The 17,527-nt window shown below is 70.4% G+C and carries 13 protein-coding genes; 8 read left to right on the forward strand and 5 right to left on the reverse strand.

The window, feature by feature from the left end; translation table 11 throughout:
- Positions 1-50: 50 nt before the first annotated feature.
- A complete protein-coding gene (locus tag BLT82_RS19160) occupies positions 51-1,721 on the forward strand; it encodes an RNA ligase family protein (protein WP_093656397.1) in 1,671 nt (556 codons plus the stop codon).
- Positions 1,722-4,661 (forward strand): poly(A) polymerase, encoded by a 2,940-nt coding sequence (locus BLT82_RS19165; protein ID WP_093656399.1) that lies wholly within the window; start codon positions 1,722-1,724, stop codon positions 4,659-4,661. It begins immediately after the preceding gene.
- A 283-nt stretch (positions 4,662-4,944) separates the two neighbouring features.
- Here the strand turns inward: BLT82_RS19165 and nshR are convergent, their stop codons facing one another.
- Both nshR and BLT82_RS19175 read right to left on the reverse strand, forming a co-directional pair.
- Positions 4,945-5,760: an NshR/TsnR family 23S rRNA methyltransferase gene (nshR, locus tag BLT82_RS19170; RefSeq protein WP_093656401.1), complete on the reverse strand. Its 816-nt coding sequence runs from the start codon at positions 5,758-5,760 to the stop codon at positions 4,945-4,947.
- Between the two features lie 29 nt (positions 5,761-5,789).
- Positions 5,790-6,134 (reverse strand): hypothetical protein, encoded by a 345-nt coding sequence (locus tag BLT82_RS19175; RefSeq protein ID WP_093656403.1) that lies wholly within the window; start codon positions 6,132-6,134, stop codon positions 5,790-5,792.
- Between the two features lie 316 nt (positions 6,135-6,450).
- Here BLT82_RS19175 and BLT82_RS19180 point away from each other — a divergent pair, with 316 nt between their 5' ends.
- A complete protein-coding gene (locus BLT82_RS19180) occupies positions 6,451-7,653 on the forward strand; it encodes a cytochrome P450 (protein ID WP_093656405.1) in 1,203 nt (400 codons plus the stop codon).
- 97 nt (positions 7,654-7,750) lie between these two features.
- Here BLT82_RS19180 and BLT82_RS19185 read toward each other — a convergent pair whose 3' ends face one another.
- From BLT82_RS19185 to BLT82_RS19195, 3 genes are all read right to left on the reverse strand, one after another.
- Positions 7,751-8,800, reverse strand: a complete 1,050-nt coding sequence (locus BLT82_RS19185) for a lantibiotic dehydratase C-terminal domain-containing protein (protein ID WP_093656407.1) — start codon at positions 8,798-8,800, stop codon at positions 7,751-7,753.
- Positions 8,691-11,366, reverse strand: a complete 2,676-nt coding sequence (locus tag BLT82_RS19190) for a lantibiotic dehydratase (RefSeq protein ID WP_093656409.1) — start codon at positions 11,364-11,366, stop codon at positions 8,691-8,693. Before BLT82_RS19190 ends, BLT82_RS19185 begins: the two co-directional genes overlap by 110 nt.
- Positions 11,367-11,713: 347 nt before the next feature.
- The gene (locus tag BLT82_RS19195) at positions 11,714-11,857 is read right to left on the reverse strand and encodes a thiocillin/thiostrepton family thiazolyl peptide (RefSeq protein ID WP_094030676.1); all 144 of its coding nucleotides are present in this window, start codon (positions 11,855-11,857) and stop codon (positions 11,714-11,716) included.
- A 185-nt stretch (positions 11,858-12,042) separates the two neighbouring features.
- Here BLT82_RS19195 and BLT82_RS19200 point away from each other — a divergent pair, with 185 nt between their 5' ends.
- Genes BLT82_RS19200 through BLT82_RS19220 form a run of 5 tightly spaced genes read left to right on the forward strand, consistent with a single transcriptional unit; the run spans position 12,043 to position 17,486 of the window.
- Positions 12,043-13,119, forward strand: a complete 1,077-nt coding sequence (locus BLT82_RS19200; protein ID WP_093656411.1) for a hypothetical protein — start codon at positions 12,043-12,045, stop codon at positions 13,117-13,119.
- A 46-nt stretch (positions 13,120-13,165) separates the two neighbouring features.
- Positions 13,166-14,512 carry a YcaO-like family protein gene (locus BLT82_RS19205; RefSeq protein ID WP_093656413.1) on the forward strand — a complete coding sequence of 449 codons (1,347 nt, stop codon included), beginning with the start codon at positions 13,166-13,168 and terminating at the stop codon, positions 14,510-14,512.
- The gene (locus tag BLT82_RS19210) at positions 14,509-15,147 is read left to right on the forward strand and encodes a TOMM precursor leader peptide-binding protein (RefSeq protein WP_244292039.1); all 639 of its coding nucleotides are present in this window, start codon (positions 14,509-14,511) and stop codon (positions 15,145-15,147) included. Before BLT82_RS19205 ends, BLT82_RS19210 begins: the two co-directional genes overlap by 4 nt.
- 15 nt (positions 15,148-15,162) lie before the next feature.
- Positions 15,163-16,788 carry a tpaE gene (locus BLT82_RS19215; protein WP_093656415.1) on the forward strand — a complete coding sequence of 542 codons (1,626 nt, stop codon included), beginning with the start codon at positions 15,163-15,165 and terminating at the stop codon, positions 16,786-16,788.
- A complete protein-coding gene (locus BLT82_RS19220; RefSeq protein ID WP_143041506.1) occupies positions 16,785-17,486 on the forward strand; it encodes a tpaF in 702 nt (233 codons plus the stop codon). The genes BLT82_RS19215 and BLT82_RS19220 overlap by 4 nt, the downstream gene beginning before the upstream one ends.
- The last annotated feature ends 41 nt before the right edge of the window (positions 17,487-17,527 follow it).

Consider the following 17,527-nt stretch of genomic DNA (forward strand, 5'->3'; position numbering starts at 1 on the left):
CCTGCCTAGAGTGACGACGGACCGCATGCCGTCGACGGGGGGCGAGAACCATGCGCCAGCACCCGGCGCGCACGCACTATCCGCGCACACCCCATCTGCCGTGGTCACCCGGCGCGTCCGGCGACGACGTACGGATCGGAGACCTCGCCGGGCTGCGCGGCCGCGAGGTCGTCGTCACCGAGAAGCTCGACGGCGAGAACACCACGCTGTACGGCGACGGGCTGCACGCACGGTCGCTCGACTCCGCGCACCATCCGTCGCGGGCCTGGGTGAAGGCACTGCAGGGCCGTGTCGGCCGGATGATCCCGGCCGGATGGCGTGTGTGCGGCGAAAACGTGTACGCCCGGCACTCGCTCGCCTACGACGACCTGGAGAGCTGGTTCTACGGCTTCTCCGTCTGGGACGGCGACGGCCGCTGCCTGGACTGGGACCGCGGCGCGGACTTCCTGCGCGGGCTCGGGATCCCCGTGCCGCGCGTGCTGTGGCGCGGGGTCTTCGACGAGCGGGCACTGCGGCGGCTGAAGCTCGACGCCGAACGCCACGAGGGGTACGTCGTCCGCACGGCCGACGGTTTCCCCGCCGGGGAGTTCCGGCACCGCGTCGCCAAATGGGTCCGGCCGGGACACGTGCGGACCGGCACCCACTGGATGCACGCCGCCGTCGTGGAGAACGGTCTGGCACCGGCCGCCGCGCTGTGGTCGGTGCGGTCGGGGGCGGCACCGGACGCGGCCACGCTGCTCGATGCGGTCGGCCTGCCGGACGGCGACGCCCCGGCCGCGGCCGAGGTCGCGGCGCGGCTCGGCGGCACGGGGGACGAACGTCTCGCGGGCGTCCTCGCCGCGCTGCTGCACGCGCGGCACCGCGCGACGCTGGCCGGCCGGCTCGCCCGGCCGCTCGGCCTTCCGCTCGCCCGGCGCGTCGCCGATCTCGTCGGTCTGCACACCGCGTTGCACCGCCCCTACCCGGACGAACAGCGCCGGACCGGTCTGGTGCGCATGTCGTACGCCGTCGGCCTGGAGGCGCTGCACGCCGTCGCCGCCGCGGCCGCCCCGGACGCGGCCGCCCTCGAGCAGGTCGAGTGGTCCGCCCTGCACGCCGAGGAGGCCGGGCCGATCGGTCCGCTGCGGGAGGCGTTCGCCGGGCTCGACCCGGATGCCGCGGCCCGCTGCCTGGGCGAGGCCCGGGAGGCGTACGCGCTGGGCCGTGTAGGGACGGTCGAGGAGGCCGTCGCCGCCACCTGGCGCCGGCGCACGGGGGACTTCCCCAGACTGATCCACATGGTCGGCCCGTCCGGCAGCGGCAAGAGCACCTTCGCCCGGGGCCTGTCCGGCGTCGACGCGTACGTCTCGCTCGACGAACTGCGCGAGGGCCGCGGCAGCCGCGCGGACCAGAGCGCCAACGGCGAGGTCCTGCGCCGGGGCCTCGACCGGCTCGGTGCCGCTCTGGCGGAAGGTGCGACGGTGGTGTGGGACGCCACATCCCTCAACCCGCACCAGCGGTCGCTGGTGCACTCGGTGGCCCGCCGCCGCGACGCCCTGGTCACCCACGCCGTGGTGCTCGTCGACGAGGACGAACTGGTCCGGCGCAACGAACGGCGGACGCATCCGGTGCCCTCGGAGGTGCTCACCGCGCAGTTGCGCCGATACGTGCCTCCGTACCCCGGCCAGGCGCATCGCACCTGGTACGTCGGCGCGGGCGGCACGATCGAGGAGGAGGCGTAGATGCGTACGAGCGAGGAGATCTACCACCGGGTCCGCTGGGACCCGCGCTTCGACCCGGCCCGCTTCGTGATGGGCATCCGCCGGCGCACCGCCGAGCCGAAGCGGATGCCGCTGGAGGACTTCGACCCCTCCGGCGAGATCCCCTGGCACCGGGTGCTGTTCTTCGAGGCGGACGGCGAGGTGGTGTGGGACCGGACCGCGGGCGTGGACCGGATCGACGCGACCGCCGCCGGACGCGTGCGGGACCCCCGACGGCTGCGGGCGCCCTTCTTCGCCGCCCGCACCCCCTACGTCTGGGACGCGGCGCGCGGCTGGACCCCCACCGACGTCCCTCGGCGCGCTCCGGCGGCCGCGGGTCTGCGCGTGCTGACCTGGAACACCCTGTGGGACCGCTACGACAGCGACCGCATCGACACCGCCCGTCGCAGACCGCTCCTGCTTCAGGCCCTGCACGACGCCGACGCCGACGTCATCGCGCTCCAGGAGGTCGAGGCCGAGCTGCTCGCGATGCTCCTCGGTGCGGGCTGGGTGCGGGAGTCGTACACGCTCGGCACCGACCCGGGCGGGAAGGACGTCGGCGACTGCGGTCTGCTGCTGCTCAGCCGGCTGCCCGTGCGCGAGGCCGCGCTCCTGTCCCTCGGCCCGCACAAGGCCGTCGCCGCCGTGGTCGTGGAGACCGCCGACGGCCCCGCCACCGTCGCCGCGACCCATCTGAGCAGCGACCATTCGGAGAACGGAGCGGCGCGGCGCGAGACCGAACTGGGCCGGCTGGCCGAGGCCCTGGCGGGCGTCGAGGGCGAGGTACTGCTGCTGGGGGACTTCAACGACGGCGGGGACACGCCCGCCACGGCGCTCGGGCTGCGCGACGCCTGGACCGAGGCGTACGGACCCGCCGACCGCACTCCCACCTTCGACCCGGCCGTGAATCCGCTGGCCGCGGTCTCCTCGCGGAGCGGCCGTCCGGGCCGGCTCGACCGGGTGCTGCTCCGGGCGGAGGGGCTGCGGGTGGACGCGGCCGCGCTCCTGGGCGACTCCCCCGCGCCCGACGGGCTGTACCCGTCCGACCACTACGGCGTCGTGGCCGACCTGAGCCCCGGGGAGCCGGAGGACGCGGGCCGGGCCCCTTCGGCGGAGCCCGGCGCCGTCCCGCACGCCGCGCGGCCGACGGACGCGGGCGGGCGCGCGGGCCGGGGCGACGGCGCGGGCGGGCGCGCGGGCCGGGGCGACGGCGCGGGCGGGCGCGCGGGCACGGGCACGACGGCGCCCACCGGCGCCGGTCGGGCCGACGGCGCGGACGTGCCGGTGGAGGTTCTCGCCGTCCCTGCGACGCCTCGGACGGCAGTCGCCTGGCTCCCGCCGGACGAGCTGTGGCCCCCGATCCAGCACATCCGGCGTGAGCACGACCGGCAGATCCGTCGCTGGCCGCCCCACGTCAACGTGGTCTTCGGCTTCGTACCGGAGTGCGACTTCGAGCGGGCGGCACCACTGCTGTCCGCCGCGGTCTCGGACACGCCCCCGTTCACGGCGCGCCTAGAAGGGGTACGGAGCTTCCGGCACCGGGAGGACTCCACCGTCTGGCTCGACCCCGCGGCGGCCGGCACGGGTCCGTGGGAACGGCTCCACGGGGCGCTGGAGGAGCGCTTCCCGCGATGTGCGGGCCGCGCCGACGGATACGTCCCGCACCTCTCCCTCGGCAGGACCCGCCGTGCGCCCGAACTCGCCGCCCACTGCGAGGCCCTGCTCGGCGCCATGACGGCACGCGTCGAGGAGGTCGTCCTGCTGTCCCGGCGCGGTGACGAGCCGATGAGGGTGCGGGCGCGGGTCGCCCTCGGCAGCGGTGAGGTGCGCTGGGAACCCGAGGAGAGCGACGCGACGGCACCGGCGGCCGAGAACCGGGACCTCGCGGAGCACGCCCACCGCACCGTGCGGCGCGTCTCGGCGGCGCTGGCCGACGGCGTGGTGCACCTCGTGGGCTCGCGGCGCATGGGCTGCGCGCTGCCCGGCGCGGATCTCGACCTGGTGGCCGCCCTGCCCGGCACGGCAGACCCGGACGAGGTACGGGCCCGGCTCGCCGAGGCCCTGCCGGAGGCGGAGGACGTGCGCGAGGTGGTCGGCGCACGGGTCCCGGGTCTGCGGCTTCGGGTGGGCGGGTCGGCCGTCGATCTCGTCCTCGTGTCCACCGGGGCGATGGACCCGGTGGAGGCCGTCGCCCGCCGGGCGGAACTGGGCGAGGCGGCGGCCGTGGCCCTCAGCGCGGTGAGCGACGCCGAAGCCGTACTGGACCTGGCGGGACCGCATCGGGAGGCGTTCGTGCGGCTGGCCCGGGAGGTCAAGGCCTGGGCGAGGGCCCGCGGACTGGACTCGGCCCCGCACGGCGGGCTGCCCGGGCTGGCGTGGGCGCTGCTGGCCGCCCGCACCGTGCGCGAGGCCGGGGATCTTCCCGCCGCCGAACTGCTGCGCCGGTTCTTCGCCACCTGGGCGGTGGCCGACTGGAGCGAGCCCGCGGTGCGTACCCCGACCGAACCGGTCCGTTCCTGCACCGCGCAGGTGGGCCCCGGCTTCCGCGAACTGCTGGTGCAGGAACTGTTCCGTGCCTGGGAGCTGCTGGAGGCAGGCCACCCGGTCGGGACCCTGCTCGCCCCTCCCCCACTGCACCGCAGGCATGCGGCGTGGGCGGTGCTGACCGCCGGGGCCGGCGCGGACGAGGGGCGGGTGCGCGGCCGGATGCGGGCCGTGCTGTCCGACCTCGAGGAAGTGGCTCCGGCCGCCCACGCGTGGCCGCGCCCGTTCGCGTTCGGCCCAACTCGGTGGGCGATCGGTCTCGGCCAGTCTCCGCCGGGCCCGGGCGTCGTCGACCGCGTCGCCCGGGAACGGTTGCGGAGTCTGGCCGATGTGACGTTGGCGTACGCGGACGGCGGCGAGGTCCCGACCCTGCCCTGAACGCGGCCCGGCACGGAAACCGGGGAGGCACAGGGCCCCGACGGGGAACGGGTGGCACGCGGCCGATGCCGGGTGCCACCCCGCAGGAGTCATGGGGACGAGCGCGCCCACGGCGGGTATGGGAGCGGATACGGCTGCGGGCACGACAAGCTCGTGCTCATCGGGCTCCGGACACCTCAATGGTCACGGAGCCGGGGCCTGCCTTGCCGTGCATCCCACCGTCACACCCCGAGCCGCACGGCCCCGAAACCTGCGACTGACCCGCCTGCACCCACGGCCCGGTCTACGCCGTAGGAGACGCGGAGAGATTCCGGCGCGCTCGCCCGTGCAGCGCGATTCCGGCCGACACGGAGACGTTGAGCGACTCGGCTGCCGGGTTCATGGGAATCGACACCGATTCGGCTGCGACACTCGAGAACTCGTCCGACGGGCCCGCCTTCTCGCTGCCGAACATGAGGACGATCCGCTCGTCGATAGCGTTGAGATCATCGACGGCGAGATCCCCATCGGCCTCGAAGACCATCGTCCGCATGCCGCTGTCCTGGAAGTAGCGGAGCGCCTCGGTCCGTGGCGAAAGGACGATCGGCAGGGAGAACACATATCCCCGGCTCGCCCTGATCAGACGCCGGTCCGCTACGGTGTCGAGATCACTGTCCACGAGGACGATACCCGAGGCTCCGAGCGCGAACGCGGTCCGCACGATGGCCCCGATGTTGCCGACGATCTTCACGCCGTCGAGGACGACGATGTCACCGGTCTTGTCGGCCAGGTCCTCGAGACGGCTGGGCCGCGGGACCCTGGCGATACCGAAGGCCTTGGGCTTCTTCTCGGTCTTGAAAACCTGATTGGCGATCGCCGACGCGAGCAGCCGGACCGGAATTTCGCGCTTCTCACATGCGGCGAGCAGTTCGGCCGGCAGGGGCGTGGTGTCAATGCCGTAGACCTCGATGAACATCACTCCGGCGTGGATGCTCTGCAGAAGAGGCTCAACGTCCTCGATCAGCACGGTCCGTACGACGGACCTCGAATGCTTCGTGACATCGATGATTCGCTGTACCGCAGGATCGGAACGTTCGACAATAACATCTTGACTGGCCACGATGGAGACGCTAGCACAGGCACTTCCGGTTACGGCGCCCCGCCCTCCAGGGCGACACCCAGGCCGGCCAGCGTCTCGTGGACGCTCTTCCCTTCGGCGATCGCCTCAAGTGCGAAGCCGCCGACCGAGGTCGGCGGATAACCGATGAGTTCGACCACGCGGCTGACGCCGTACAAGCCCGGCATCTGGTCTGCCCTGTCCCATAGGTAGACCGCGCCCCACAACTGTCGATCGGCGTCGGAGAACCACGCCTTGAGTCGCATGCCTTCCAGTGTGGAGTAGGCATCCACGGCATAGTCCCGCAGATATTCCCGGAGGCTCTCCACGGTGGCCTCCGACTTCTTCAGATCCCACATAACGATCGAAAGGTACATACCTCGAACCCCCTGAGCGCAGAGCTGCCATCGACACCATGAAGCGTACTCTTCACAACTCGGAGCATGCGGCGGAAGATTGCGCCTTCCCGCCGCCCGCACCCGGAAGAAAACGTTCCGGATCTCCGCGAAGGCGACCTGTTCTCCTTGTAGCGAAACAGGCGCGGATCCACGGCCGAATTGAAGACGCGCGCGATCTGCCGTGCGAAACCGCGTGAGTTCAAACTCATTCCGTTGCGCCGCCACGAACGAAGTGGCCCATCCGCTTGGATGGAGTCGTAAGTCGATTCCCTTGAATCAACAACGGAGACAGACCGTGACGGACCGTCAAGACACCTCCTTCCCCTATCCGCGAACCTGCCCGCTCCACCCGCCGCGGGAGTACGCCTCCCTGCGCGCCGAGCAGCCCATCAGCAAAATCACCCTGGCCTCGGGTCGAACCGCCTGGCTGCTCACCCGGCACGAGCACATAAGGAAGTTGCTCGCCAGCCCTGATGTGAGTTCGAATATGGCCCACCCCGGCTACCCGCTCCACTTCGACGTGCCGACGGAAGTCATGGAACAGATGCGACCGGTGCTGCTCGCCATGGACCCCCCTGTGCACACCGCACAGCGCAAGATGCTGATTTCAGAGTTCACCGCCAAGCGGGTGCAGCGACTGCGTCCACGTATCGAGGAGATCGTGGACGAGTGCATCACCTCCTTGCTCACCCGGGAGGGGCCGGTCGATCTGGTCGAGGCGCTCGCCCTCCGCGTCCCGTCCCTGGTGATCTGCGAACTGCTCGGAGTGCCGTACGCCGACCGAGAGTTCTTCCAGCGCCGCACCGAGCAGCTCGTCTCGGTCGAAGCCGACCCGCAGGAGCGGAACACCGCCCATCAGGAGCTCCACGAATACTTCGACAAGCTGGTCACCGCACAGGAGGCCGATCCCGGTGACAACCTGCTCGGCAGGCTCGTCGTGAAGAACCGCGAGACCGGCACCTTCACCCATGGAGAACTGGTCGGGATCGCGAACGTCCTGCTGGTCGGCGGTCACGAGACCACCGCGAACATGATCTCTCTCGGCGTCCTGGCCCTGTTGGAGAATCCCGACCAGCAGGCCAAGCTCAAGGCCGACCCGGGTCTGGCCCCGCAGGCCGTCGACGAGCTGTTGCGCTACTTCAGCATCGCCGACCAGGTGACCTCCCGCGTCGCGACAGCCGACATCGAGATCGGCGGGGTGCTGATCCGCGCGGGCGAAGGCGTCATCGGGCTCAGCGCCTCGGGTAACCACGACGAGTCGGTGTTCTCCGATCCGGAGCGTCTGGACTTCGAGCGCGGCGCCAAGCATCACCTGGCCTTCGGCCACGGCATCCACCAGTGCATCGGCCAGAACCTCGCCAAGGTGGAGCTGGAGGTCGTGTTCAACGCCCTCCTCGCCAGGGTTCCCGGCCTGAAGCCCGCCGCCCCGGTCTCGGAACTGCCGTTCAAGGACAGCATGGGCGTGTACGGCCTTCACAGACTTCCGGTGACCTGCTGAGACACCGTGAGCCTCCGGCCGGTGCGGCTCCGGAAGGGAGCTTGCCCGGCCGGAGGCTTCACGGTCGTTCGGCGCCGGGGCCACCACGCCCCGCCGCCTACTCGGGCAGCTCTGCGAGCGCTCGGCGCACGAGGTACGCGACGAGCCCCTCGGCCGCGGGGACCAGCCCGAGGCGGTTGTTGGTGGTGTGCACGTAGTTCGAGAGGCAGCCCGAGTACGGAGTCCCGTCGAGACGCAGGTCGCGGGCGTCGCCGTCGGGCTCCGCACCGCACAGGGAACGGGCATGGGCGGTGGCCTCCGCGCTGATCTCGTGGAACACGTCGTCCGTGGCACCACCACGCCAGATCGCGGTGCACAGCTTGGCGAGCCGGGCCGAGGCGCTGCTGTACAGCTGCGGCCAGGCACGCTGCATGACTTCCGGCGCATACGTGCGCCACCAGTCCTCGTAGTCCCGCAGGAACAGCGCCGCGGCCTCCGGGTCGAAGCCCGCCCCGTGGAGGGACATTGCCATGACCCTCGCGGCCTCCCCGATCGGGGCCCGTCGCTCTTCGACCCACGCCCGCGGTTGCCGGCCCAACAGGTCGAGGACCGCCGCCGACGACTTCCGGAAGACGGTCTCGGCGATCTCCACCCCCTCCGGCCCCCCGTACTTGCGGTACTCCGGCTCATAGGGCACCCGATCGAGGGCGCCGACGGGCCGGCCCTCCCTCGGGATCTCCCCCTCCAGCCGGGCGAGTTCGTCCTGCATCGCGAGCCCGAGCGCGTACTCCTCCCGCGCCTCGGCCCCGAACTCCGGCATGGCGCCGGCCAGACCCGCGACGACCCGTTCGGCCGCCTCCGCCGATCCGGCCCCGGGGCCGCAGCGCATCCGCAACCGCAGGTGGGGTCCGCCCTGCCAGTAGCGGAGGAAGAAGAAGTCGTCCCGGAGCCCCTCGGCCCGGAGAAGCGGGTCGACCACGTCACACAGGAAGGGGGTGTGCAGTGAGTGCGGAACGTGGATGTGCACCACCCGCCACTCACGCGTCCCTGCCTGCCCACTACTTGTCTGTGCATAGTTCAACGAAGAACTCCTCTGCCGCGGTCCAGCCAGTGTCAGGACCGTAGTCGTCCACCGAAGGGAGGCACTCGCGCACGGACACGAGCACATCGCCGCGCGACAGCGCGGACTTCGCGAAGCTCCGGACCAGGAAGGGGTTCCGGAAGTCGACGTACATCGGCTTGTGGACACTGGCGCGACGCAGGTGCGCGTAGTCCGACCACTGACGAGTCACCTTCCGGCTGCGCCCGGCCATCACGTCGCGCTCCTCGGGCGTCTGGCACAGCACGAAGGCGTGACGGGGAAGGCCCCGGGACCGGCGCCACGCGTCGAAGGCGACGAGGGCGTCGAACGAGTCCCGGCTCAGATCCTGGAGCATGGGGATGTCGGCGGCGGTCACATTCCAGGACCTGCGCTCCGCCACGACGTCACCCACGAGGAGGCGGGGTGCGGTGTCGCTGTACGCCACGGGCCCCCCGGCGTCCTGGATGTCCTCCAGTGGCTTCCACAGGTAGCGGTTGGACGGGGAGAGCGCCTCGAGCAGACGGTAGAGCAGCGGCACGCCGACCGGGGTCATGAAGTTCATGGGCACGAGGTCGACGAATTCTTGCGCCTCCGGGTCCCAGAGACGCAGGGACTTGGTGCCGGGCTCCGCACGGACCTCCAGGCGGTTCAGCGTGTACACCGTCCGGTCGGCGCCGAGCGACACCGCACCTGGGTAGTTCACGACCCGCTGCGTCACCGAGGGGTGCAGGTTGAAGTTGAACCCGAGCACGGAGTTGAGGTCGACCTGGCGGGGGAACCGGTCGGCGAGATGCGCCCGTTGCGCTGCCGGCAGGGACCAGTCGCCGGTGCCTTTGACGAACGATCCGAACCGTGAGAAGTAGACGCCGTAGCCGGTCAGCAGACCGTTCACGACGAGCGTCCGGTCCCGGTCCGGAAGCACGCCCCGGGCGAACTGCGCCCGGAAGGTCACCGACTCGGTGTGCAGGAGGTCCTCCACCCCTTCGCAGGCCCGCTCGATGTCCGTCGGGTCCAGGTGCACTGCACCGTCCCCGGGCACAAGTCGCTCCCGGATCGTGCGCAGGGCCTCTGCCCGCTGCGTCATGTACCGCCCGGCAGCCTCCACTTCACGCCCCATGAACACGTCGGCCTGTTCCTGGTCGGTCAGCGACGAGAACGCCTGGAAGAACTCGATGAAGGGCATGCTGCGGCGCTCCCCGAGCACACGGATCGCGAAGGCGTGCAGACCGAGCCGCTTCACCTGGCCGTTGTCCATCATCGAGGCCAGACGCCAGAGACCCGTCAGGGCGGGCATGCTCTGCTGCACCGTCGGCAGGCTCCACGCCTGGGGCGCCGTGGAGGCGGGTGTGTCCTCGAAGACCGGTGACTTCAGGACGTCCTCGGGGGGCGGTGACACCTTGCACAGCTCGGCGATGCTGTCGATCGCGGCGTAGGCCGAGTCGAGCAGCTTCTGGCGCTCCCCGGCGGCCGCTGCGGCGAAGTCCACCTCCAGCCGCCGGAGTTCGGAGAAGTGCCCGCGCAGCGCCGCCATCTCCCCCGTGCCGCCGTCGGCGAGCGTCTCCTCCAGCTTCGCCGCGTAGTCAGGGTCGTGATCGTCGATCTTTGGCCGGAAGAACAGGACGCCAGCCCTGATCAGACCATGCGCGACCTCCCGGCTCACCACTTCCCTGCCCGTGACGGCGGTGAGCTCGCGCAGCACGTGGGCCGCCGGCGCCGAGCCGTCGGGCATCGCCACGAGCAGGGCGTTGAAGATCGCCTCCCGGCGGATGCGCAGTACCGTCTCCGAGGGGATCTTCCCGTCCTCGCGGGACCCGGGCGCGACACCGACGTACTCGATCGACTCGTCGCCGGCCCGCAGGGTCGAGTTCAGCACCAAGTGCCCGGATTCCAGGCCACCCGGTACCCGCGGCACCGCGGCGAGCACCCAGTTCACGAGCAGGCGGTTCAGCGTCGTGACCGACTCGTCCGGCTCCTGTTCCCGGCGGCCGGAGCCCACCGCGACCAGGTCACCCCGATCGCCGGGAGCATCCGGGTGGAACGCGCCGATTTCCGTGAACCGTCCGAACGGCGACGGCTTCAAGCTCGCCCGGTAAGCGAAGTTGACGAGGGACGACTCCCGCAGTCTGGCCTTGCTCGGCTTGAGGGTGGCCTCTGCATCGCCCGTGACGAAGTCATGCAGGCCGCGGTAGAGCCGGTCGCCGGAGAGCTGGATGCTCCGGGCCATCGCATCGTGCTCGAAGAGCGCACGGAAGCCGTCGGCGGCCTGGGCCATCTCACGGTCGAGCTCCGCACCGCCCTCCCGCTCGCACTGCGCGGCCCGGAGACCGAGTCCGCACCAGCTCTCGACCTCGTCGAACAACTCGGCGTCCAGATGCGGGCGAAGCGGCTCCAGCCTTGTCACCACCCGGTCGTGCCGCAGATTGTGCACGTCGCGCCGCACCCCGATGAGGTGGGTCCTGACGTCGTTGCCCAGCGTGGGCACGGCCTCGCCGAGACGCTCGGCCAGGCCGACGGCACGGTCACGGATCTCCGCCCGCAGGGCATGGAGTTCATCGATGCGCGACCAGGCTGTGGTGAACGACATCCCTCCGAGCTCGCCCAGCGGAAGCCGGCTCCGCCTGTAGACGACATACGGACTGATGTTCACATCCATGGGTATCCCCCAACTTCGTCACGCGGGCCCGGTTCACCACGGCGGGCGGACGCCGGGGCCGGGCCACGAAGAAGGGTGCCCGCCCCACGGATCCCGCCGCTCATTCCTCTGAGCCGGCCGGTTCGCGCGCGCAACCATGCGATCAGGTCTCCGCTGACCGGCGGCGCACGCTCTGGCCCCGCCCTGACGCAGGCCCTGGCGCCGCTCCGAGCGGTTCGGCACCCTTGCCTTGGCACGCCGCCGAGAACGACTTGATTTCTCGATACTCAAATAAAAGCGCCAGAATTAAATTGAGCCACCGTCGAGGTGCACCTCGACGGTGGCTCAACTATTTCCTAGTCCCTTAATCAGGACGAGGACGACGAAGAAGACGTCGAAACGCTGCTGGTCGTGCACGAGGCGGCCATCACCTGCGCCAGGTCGTCGTTCTCACCAGCGCCAGCGATGAGGTCCGAGATCTCGAGGACGTCGAGCTCAATCTGCTGCTCCATTGCTTTCACCCCCTTTCGTCGATGCACTTCGAACCTAACCCCGGCAATCGATCTTCGGCAACCAACAGCCGGGTGGCGTAGATCACACCACATTCGAAGCCCTCGGGCTTGACCATTCGAGTTACAGTCGGTTCAAGATCATGTGACGGCACACCTGGCGCCGGCTCGAATCTGGGGGCTACTTCGTGCATCTTTTCGCCAGCATCCCGCAGCCCGATGGCGCAAAATACACCGAGACTTTTGCGCCACTCATTCGGGCACTGTTCTCGCCAGAGCGGGTAGGCGGCCACGGCCCCTACTACTTCGTCCGCACACACGACGGGCAGGTCGGCGCGGACACCCTTCAGATCAGCATCGACGAGGTGCCGAATCCCGACTCCATACGTGATGACCTGCAGAGTCTCGCCCGGCAGTACGGGTGCGTCGCGCGCGTCGACGAGGTGCCGCGAGAGGCGGTCCCGTCACCGATGTGGAATGCGGGATTCAGCGGAAGCGGATTCTCCGCCTCCTCTCAGCGACTCTTCCAGGAGGCCGCACCCGCCCTCGTCGCATTCTTGAACCGTGCAGCGGAAGAAGGACGTCCACTATTTGGAGCGCTCGGCGCCCTCCGCCTTATGACCGCGCATACCAGAGCGACTCTATTGAGGTCTCCGCAGCGGAGTATTGACGGTTACGAACTCCGCGACCTGCTGTCCCTGCGCCTGTTGAGCTACCGATCGCATTTCGAGGCTGTCTATCTTCGCACCAAGGATCCGGAGTCCTTCGAAGCCGCTTGCGCGCGGTTCTACGAACAGGTCGGGCCGACCATTCGAGCCTTCATCGAGGCGTGTGGAGACCCGAACGTCGAACTGGCGGATGATACGCCGGCGCAGAAATGGACGGAGCTCATCACGTCCCAATCCAGCCACCTGGCTGAAACCTTTCTGGCCGGCTCCATCGTCAACGCCGGCTACACGCTCGAAGACCTCGTGCGCGAGCGCGGGGCTCCGGTCGAGCCCACACGGTTCCACACGCCGCCCAGTCCGGAGCTGGACCGCCTGATGCACCGCGACGCCGACTTCCTGGCCTTCCGGCTGCAGACCAGCCTGCTGTACAGCGGCCTGTACTCGCTCGGTTTCAGCCTGGCGGAGCGATACGTCTTCTGTTACGTCATCGCACGTGCCAACGAAGAGGTCTGCGGAAAGTCCATGCAGGAGCTCCAGGACGGCCTCGACGACCTCGCCAAGACCATGGCGGCGGTCCCCTCGGCGGCTGTCGAGTGACGCGGCCCGGGCTCGGAGATCTCACGACCGCAGGAAGAAGATCCACATGCACGTGAACAGGCACCAGGAGTACATCCCGGACGAGCTGCGCCGTCTCGAGGAACTCGTCTCGCCGTACGGACTGGTCTCGCGCACCTCACCGCTGCCGGTACGCGAGGGCGAGCCGCCCTTCGCGGTCCATCTGTCGCACCTCGGCGTCCCGTCCCGCGCCCTCTCGAACCTTCGGACGTGGGCCGCCGACGAGGACACCGGCAACTCCGACGGCGCGGGCACCGGACTCACGCCCGAGCGGGCCAGGTTGCTCTCCATCGCGGAGGCGCTCGAACGGTACTCCACGTGTGCGTGGGACGACGGCGAGATGGTGGTCGCCGCTGAAAACGACCTCACCGAGGAGTTCGCGTCGCCGTCGCGGTGGCCCAGGTGCTCGCCCACGGAGCTGGATCGGGACGACTGCAGACTGAGCGAGTACGACCCGTCCGTCCCGATCCGCTGGGTCCGCGCGTGGTCGCTCACCCGCCAGGTGCCCGTGCTCGTCCCCGCGATCTCCGTATACCTCCACATGCCCTACTTCTCGGAGTCCGAGAAGTTCACCCGCGGCATCACGACCGGGGCCGCGGTGCACTCCGACGTACGGGCCGCCGTGCTCGGCGGGTTGCTGGAGGTCGTCGAGCGGGACTCCATCGCGCTGGTCTGGCTCCAGCGGCTGCGACTGCCCGAGCTGGTCGTGGACCCGGAGCAGCTCAGCGCCGGCACACGGGCGCTGCACCGGGTCGGCACCTCGACGGATCTACGAGTCAGGCTGTTCGACGCGACGACGGACTTCGGTGTCCCGGTGATCTACGCGGTGCAGCTCGCCGACGCCGATCCCACGCTCGCCCAGATCGTCGCCGCCACGTGCGACGTCCGTCCGGAGGGTGCTCTGGGCAAGATCTACCGCGAACTGTCCTCCCTGCGCGTGGCATTGCGCGGGTACGTATCCGCCTACGCAGGGCGCGAACCCGACCTTTCCCAGGTGAGCGTGGTCGGCGGCGCCGTCCACAACGCGTCATCGGAACGGCGCGGCGTCTTCGACTTCCTGCTGGAAGGCGAACGCCCCGCGTACGGACTCGACGGCATGCCGAGTCTGCCCGCGGAGGCGGACCCGCTGGACACCGTGGTCTCCCGGCTCGCGTCACGCGGCGCCGAGGTACTCGTCGCCGACATCACCACGGACGAGGCGCGCCAGGTGGGCATGCGGGCGGTGAAGGTGCTCGTGCCCGAGGCGATGCCCGTGTCGTTCGTGCACGGCGAGCGCTACCTCGGCACGCCGCGCCTGTACAAGGCGCCCCATGCCATGGGGCACACGAGCCACGCCGAGGACGCGCTCAACCCCGAGCCGCAGGCGTTCGCATGAGCGAGAAGAAGGAGCAGAGCAGCATGTCGCCCGATCCCCGTCCGCGGTGCCTCTACCTCGTACGCGACAGCTTCGGACGAAAGCTCATGGAGCACCGGGGTGTCCCCGCGGAGCAGCGGGTCTCCTTCGAGGACTTCGTGAGCGGCGCGGCGCCGCACGCGGATGCCGTCGTCCCCGTGCATTCCGGCAGCGCCCCCGAGCTCCGCGACGAGGTCGACCGGATCTGCGCGGAGCAGGGCACGCCGTCCGTCGGACTCCAGCTGCTGTCGACCAAGATCGTGTGCGGGCCGGCCGTCGTCCCGGACCGGACGGCGTGCTACGCGTGCTACCGGAAGCGCGCCGCCCAGCACGCGGGCACGGCCCACCCGTACGACATGGAGGCGGCGCTGACCGGCCTGCCGGAGGGCTTCGGCCCCCTGCACCTGGCCGTCGCCTCCGGCCTCCTGGAACTCGCTCTCGCCGACATCGCAGCCGGCACCACCGGGCTCGGGGGCGCCGTGCGCACGTTCAGCCTCATCTCGGGAGCCGTGTCGTCCGCGGCGACGGTGTCGGTGAACCGGTGCCCGCGGTGCGGGGACCGGTTCGCCCAGGTGCGTCCCGACAGCGCGATGCCGTTCCCGGAACTGCTGCGGTAAGGAAGGAGATCGATCATGGTTGCCGAGATGAAGGCCGAGCAGATCGGGCAGGCCGCACGTACGGACATGCAGTTGATGGTGCCTGTCCGGCCCATCCTTCGACGCGGGGTGCGACTCCGACGGGCCGGAGATTCCGTCGTGCTCGACGGGGCGGACCGGGCACAGGTGTTCTCCGGTGCGTTCGCGCGGGACGGGCTGGTGCCCCTGACCGACGCCTGCGACGGCACCCGCGGACACGCGGAGTTGGCGAGCAAGGTCGGGTTCGACGAGAACACGGTCTACAAGTGCCTGGCCCTGCTCTGGACGGCCGGGGCGATCGAGGAGGCCGCGTCCGGCGAAGAGCCGAGCGTGGCGCCGGAGTGGGCCGTCTTCCTGTCCCGGCTGGGCAACTCCACGGGGGCGAACCCGTCCTGGGCGGACGCCGTCTCGCGGCTGGCCCGCCGTACAGTGCGCCTCGAGGGGGACCCCGCCCTCGTCACCGCGGCCAGGCGGTCGCTGCGGGAGGTGTGCCGGCCGGTCACAACCCCGGTCGGCCCGTCGGACCCCCCGGACGAACTCACCGTGTTCTTCGAAACGGCCTCGTCGACGCCGCTTCTGGCAGCCGTCGAGGAACGATGCCGACAGGACGGGCGTCCGCTGCTGCGGGTGCGCGCCGACGCGCGGGCGATCACCGTCGGCCCCTACGTCGACGTCTCGATCACTCCCTGCCTGGACTGCGGCAGCCACGGCGAGGCGGAGTTCTCCGGCCAGCTGCCAGAGCACCTGCACGACTTGGTCGCCGGCCTCGCGGCGCACCACGTCGTCGCTCTGCTCGCACGCGCCACGATCTCGCACCTTCCGGCCGACTCCACCGTGACGGACACCGCGACCCTCTCCACGGTCTACCGCCCGGCGGCCATCCGCCCGGGATGCCCGCGGTGCTCCTACACGCGGGGGCCTGTCGCGCAAGCGCCCGCCGGCGCCGTCTACGAGGCCTCGGTCGCGATGCCGCCGCGTGCGTTCCTCGCGCCGAAGGACCACCAGGCGCACTACTACGCAGCCAATCTGCGCCTTCAGTCGCAGTTCAAGGACTGGCCGAGCCGCCCGCACACACCGCTTCCCGCCCTCGATCTCGCCGCCCTCGCGGAATCCGAGCGGCACGATCCGTCCCGCGGCGATGTCCCGCTCTCCCTGGACGCCCTGGGAACGGTGCTGAAGATCGCCTTTGGAATCAAGGACGAGGAGAGCACGACGGAACGCGTAAAGCGATGGACCGCGGCGTCGGGGAACATCGGGTGCACAACCGCATACGTGGTCCTGCGCGACGAACGGATCATGCCTCCGGGAATCTACGCGTACGCCCAGGGCAGTCACACGCTCGCGGCCGTCTCCAGCCAGGTGCCCCCGGGTGACGCGCCGTGCGAGATCGTCATCACCGGCGATCTCAAGAAGGTCATGACCAAGTACGGCACGTTCGGCTTCCGGCTGGTCTTCCTGGACGCCGGCTGCAACCTGGCCGCCGCCCGGGAGGTCGCGCGGCAACTGGGACTCGGCTTCGCGCCGCGCTCGGACTGGGACGACGAGGCGCTGTCCCTCGTACTCGGCACTTCACCTGCCGATGAGCCCATCGCCGGCGTGGCAACCCTCGGAGGTACGGCGTGAGAAGCGATCTGACATCCATGACGGCCGTGCTGGAGGGCTTCACCTCCCGGAAGAGCACGTCGGACGGCCTGGCCGCGGAGCGCCGGCCGGTCCCGTTCCCGAACGCCGTGCCCGTCGAACCGGCCGTGCAGACCGACGACCTGCGCCCTGTCCACGATCTGCGGGACACGCTTCAGCGCCGGCGCTCCACGCTCCAGTACGCGCCGCAGCCGGTACGTACCGGCGTGATCCTTTCCCTGCTGACCGAGGCGCTGCTCAGGGACCGCGACGACTGGGGACTCGACGCCGCGGCGGGCGCGCTGGAGGGCTTCGTCTTCGCCTTCCGCAGCGAGGGCGCGGCGCCGGGACTGTACCGCGTGACAGCCGAGGGCAGTTGGCACCTGGCGGGACTCGACGCACTCGGGCCGGTCGAGAACCTCGGCGTCCAGCGCGAGTTCTCCACCGCGGCGGGGATCGTCGCGGTGTACGCCAACCTGGACCGGGCAGACACCTGGGCGGGGTCCCACGGGTACCGCGTCAGTGCGGGTCGGGTCGCGATGGCAACCTACGACCTCAATCTCCGGATTCAGGCGCTGGGGCTCGTCGGCACGCTGTTCGGCGGATTCATCCCCTCTTCCGTGCATCGTCTGGTGCACAGCGACGGGGCGTCCCGCCATTCCCTCCTGGCCACCACATACGCCTGTCCCCCACCGAACTGACCGTACTCGGCAAGGGCGAGACCGGGGCCCGTAAACGACGG

This window comes from Streptomyces wuyuanensis (genome assembly GCF_900103455.1).
Taxonomy (GTDB): Bacteria; Actinomycetota; Actinomycetes; order Streptomycetales; family Streptomycetaceae; genus Streptomyces; species Streptomyces wuyuanensis.

What these genes read in the sequence shown, in the direction of transcription:
- BLT82_RS19205 (WP_093656413.1), top strand. Translation starts at nt 13,166, where the DNA reads ATGCACGTGAACAGGCACCAGGAGTACATCCCGGACGAGCTGCGCCGT.
- BLT82_RS19195 (WP_094030676.1), bottom strand. Translation starts at nt 11,857, where the DNA reads ATGGAGCAGCAGATTGAGCTCGACGTCCTCGAGATCTCGGACCTCATC.
- BLT82_RS19215 (WP_093656415.1), top strand. Translation starts at nt 15,163, where the DNA reads ATGGTTGCCGAGATGAAGGCCGAGCAGATCGGGCAGGCCGCACGTACG.
- BLT82_RS19210 (WP_244292039.1), top strand. Translation starts at nt 14,509, where the DNA reads ATGAGCGAGAAGAAGGAGCAGAGCAGCATGTCGCCCGATCCCCGTCCG.
- BLT82_RS19160 (WP_093656397.1), top strand. Translation starts at nt 51, where the DNA reads ATGCGCCAGCACCCGGCGCGCACGCACTATCCGCGCACACCCCATCTG.
- BLT82_RS19175 (WP_093656403.1), bottom strand. Translation starts at nt 6,134, where the DNA reads ATGTACCTTTCGATCGTTATGTGGGATCTGAAGAAGTCGGAGGCCACC.
- BLT82_RS19190 (WP_093656409.1), bottom strand. Translation starts at nt 11,366, where the DNA reads ATGGATGTGAACATCAGTCCGTATGTCGTCTACAGGCGGAGCCGGCTT.
- BLT82_RS19185 (WP_093656407.1), bottom strand. Translation starts at nt 8,800, where the DNA reads ATGTGCTCGTGTCCGTGCGCGAGTGCCTCCCTTCGGTGGACGACTACG.
- BLT82_RS19165 (WP_093656399.1), top strand. Translation starts at nt 1,722, where the DNA reads ATGCGTACGAGCGAGGAGATCTACCACCGGGTCCGCTGGGACCCGCGC.